Raw genomic sequence first — 2,808 nt, 5'->3', positions numbered from 1 at the left:
CGGCGCCCGAGTCCGCGCCCGAGCCGGCGCCGGCGCCCGATCCCGGTGTCGCGGGGCCCGGGCGCGGGCAGGCGCGCATAGGGTCACGCCCATCGCGGGGCGCGGCGGGCGCGCCCGCCGCGGGCGAGGGAGGTCCGATGGAACGGCTGAGACGGCTTCCCTGGGTGGGCCCGGTCGTGGACTGGTTCCTGCGGAGCCGGATCTGGCGCGTCTACCAGCATCTCGACCGGCGGCACTGGACCCGGCTGGCCGCCGCCATCACGTTCACCAGCTTTGTCGCGCTCTTCCCCGTGCTGGGCCTCACGGCCGCCGTCAGCGGCCTGCTGCTCGACGACCGACGGCTGGACGACATCGAGTCCTGGCTGGCCGACCAGGTGCCCGGCATCTCCGAACAGCTCGACCTCGGCGCGCTCTTCGACCACGCCGGCACCATCGGCGTGGTCTCGCTGCTGCTGGTGCTGCCCACCGGCGCCGCCTGGATCGACGCGCTGCGCGGCTGCCTGCGCGCCGTCTGGGACCTCGCCGAACCCGACGACAACATGGTGCTGCGCCGCGCCAAGGACGTCGGGGTGCTCGCCGGGCTCGGCGCGGTCACCCTGGTCTCGCTGGGCGTCTCCGCGCTCGGCCAGTCCCTGCTCCACCTCGCCGGCCGGGAGTTGGACGGCCTGACCTGGCTGGTGCAGCTGGGCGCCTACGCGGTCGCGACCGGCGTCACCTTCCTGCTGCTGCTCTACGTCCTGGTCTGGCTGCCCGGCGTCCGCCCGCCGCGCCGCGCCACGGTGGCGGCCTGTCTGCTGGGCGCGGTCGGCATGGAGCTGCTGAAGCTGCTGCTGGGCGGCTATCTGACCGAGGTCGCCGGCCGCACCATCTACGGCGCCTTCGGGGTGCCGGTGGCGCTGCTGCTGTGGATCAACATGGTCGCCAAGCTGCTGCTGGGGTGCTGCGCCTGGACCGCCACCGCCGTCAGTCCGCCGGATCGTCCCGACGCCGACGCGTTGGAAGCGACACCGGCAGCGGATGACGACGGTGGAACACATACGCCGCCACCGCAAGCACCGCCAGGCCGCCGGCCGTGATCGTGAGGACCAGCGGCCCGCTCGCCGAGTCCGCGTCGCCGCCGGCGCCCGCCGCGCCGGCCGGGCCGTCGCGTTCCGCCTCGTCGGCGTTCTTGCCGTCCGCGCCCGAGGAGGAGCCGTCCGCCTCGCCCTCCTCGCCCTCGGCGGGCAACTCGCTGAGCGGCCTGACCAGTTCGCCCACCGGCTCCACCCGGTCGGCGGCCGCGAAGCCCCAGTCGAGCAGCGCGGCGGCCTCCCGGTAGACGGCGAGGTTGTCGTCGTCCGACGGGTCCATCACGGTCACCAGCAGCACCCGGTCGTCGCGTTCGGCGACCCCGGTGAACGTGTAGCCGGCCTCGGAGGTGTAGCCGTTCTTGACGCCGGCGATCCCGGGGTAGGGGTCGAGCCCGGGGGCGCCGACCAGCAGCCGGTTGGTGTTCTGGATCTCGTAGGTCTCCCGGTCCTCGCCCTCGCCCTCCCCGGGGAAGTCGGCCGAGGGGGTGGCGGCGTACTCCCGGAAGTCCGCGTGTTGGAGGCCGGCGCGGGCGAAGAGCGTCAGGTCGTAGGCGGAGGAGAGCTGGCCGTCCGCGTCGTAGCCGTCCGGGTTGACCACATGGGTGTCCAACGCCTGGAGGTCGGCGGCCCGTTCGTTCATCTCCGCGACGGTGGCCTCCTTGCCGCCGTTCATCGCGGTCAGCGCGTACACCGCGTCGTTGCCGGAGGCGAGGAAGACGCCGCGCCACAGGTCCTCGACGGTGTAGGTCTGGCCGTCGGCGACGCCGACCGCGCTGGAGCCGGCGCCCAGCTCGGTGAAGTGCTCCGGCTCGGCCCGGTAGGTCGCCTCCCGGTCCAGCTTGGGCAGCACGGTGTCGGCGAAGAGCATCTTGATGGTGCTCGCCGGCGGCAGCCTGCGGTGCGCGGCGTGCGCCGCGAACACCTCGCCGGTCTCCGCGTCCGCCACGATCCAGGACTTGGCGGTCAGCTCGTCGGGCAGCTCGGGCGCGCCGTCGGCGAGGTGCACGGCCGTTCCGGAGCCGGCCAGCTCGGCTCCGCCGACGGTCTCGCCACCGGCGGGCGGGTCCTCGGCGGCGGCCGGGGTGGGGATCAGCAGGGTCGGGGCCAGTGCCCCGACGGCAGCAAGGACCGCCGCACGAACGGAGATCCGACAAGAGGACGAACGATTGAACGGCACACGGTGAACCTATCGCTGTCGCCCGGCGTCCGTGCCAGCGGAGCGGCGCAAACCGGTGAACGCGCGGGGGCGTGGACCGGCGGGCGGCCTTCGAGGGCGACCGGTCCGGTCGCCCATACTTGAACGCGGACTGGGGTGCGGACCGTGAGGGTCCCTCGCTTCGGGGTCCATCGCCTTTCGGGAGGGGTTCTTTGTGTTGAGCGTCGTGGCCGTCGTGGTCATGGCTCTGGTGGCCTGCGCGGTAGTGGGCGGCGTCCACTGGTATCTGTGGCGCCGCCTGGTGCGGGACGTGACCAGGCCGGGGAGCCGCTACCGGCGGCTGGGCGGCTGGGCCCTGGGGGCGTTGGCCGTGCTGATGGCGGCGGCCGCGGGTGGCGGGCAGGCGGGGCTGCCGTTCGCCGCGCACCGGGTGTTGGCCTGGCCCGGCTTCCTGTGGGCGGCCGCGCTGCTCTATCTGCTGCTGGCGCTGCTGGTCGGCGAGGTGGTGCGCTTCGCGCTGCTGCGCCGGGGCCGGCGGCGCGGGGCGGCCGCCGAGCCGGCCGCGCCGGAGCCCGAGCCGGC

General features: G+C 74.4%; 2 protein-coding genes and 1 pseudogene. 2 read left to right on the top strand and 1 reads right to left on the bottom strand.

What is annotated here, in order from left to right:
• Positions 1–137: 137 nt before the first annotated feature.
• The gene (locus tag EBN88_RS29465) at positions 138–1,076 is read left to right on the top strand and encodes a YihY/virulence factor BrkB family protein (RefSeq protein WP_122400039.1); all 939 of its coding nucleotides are present in this window, start codon (positions 138–140) and stop codon (positions 1,074–1,076) included.
• On the opposite strand, the gene EBN88_RS29460 is transcribed toward EBN88_RS29465, so the two are convergent.
• On the bottom strand, positions 964–2,247 hold the full coding sequence (locus EBN88_RS29460; protein ID WP_325052790.1) for a D-alanyl-D-alanine carboxypeptidase family protein: 1,284 nt from the start codon (positions 2,245–2,247) through the stop codon (positions 964–966). The genes EBN88_RS29465 and EBN88_RS29460 overlap by 113 nt on opposite strands.
• A gap of 193 nt (positions 2,248–2,440) precedes the next feature.
• Here EBN88_RS29460 and EBN88_RS29455 point away from each other — a divergent pair.
• A pseudogene (locus EBN88_RS29455) lies at positions 2,441–2,808 on the top strand (metallophosphoesterase); the annotation flags it as partial.

Source organism: Streptomyces triticirhizae (assembly GCF_003696235.1).
Taxonomy (GTDB): Bacteria; Actinomycetota; Actinomycetes; order Streptomycetales; family Streptomycetaceae; genus Streptomyces; species Streptomyces triticirhizae.
The sequence above is the reverse complement of the archived record's forward strand: the minus strand, read 5'-3'. Positions and strand labels throughout refer to the sequence as shown.

Bases quoted from the DNA above. Each gene is read 5' to 3' on its own strand.
- EBN88_RS29465 (WP_122400039.1), top strand. From the start codon at position 138: ATGGAACGGCTGAGACGGCTTCCCTGGGTGGGCCCGGTCGTGGACTGG.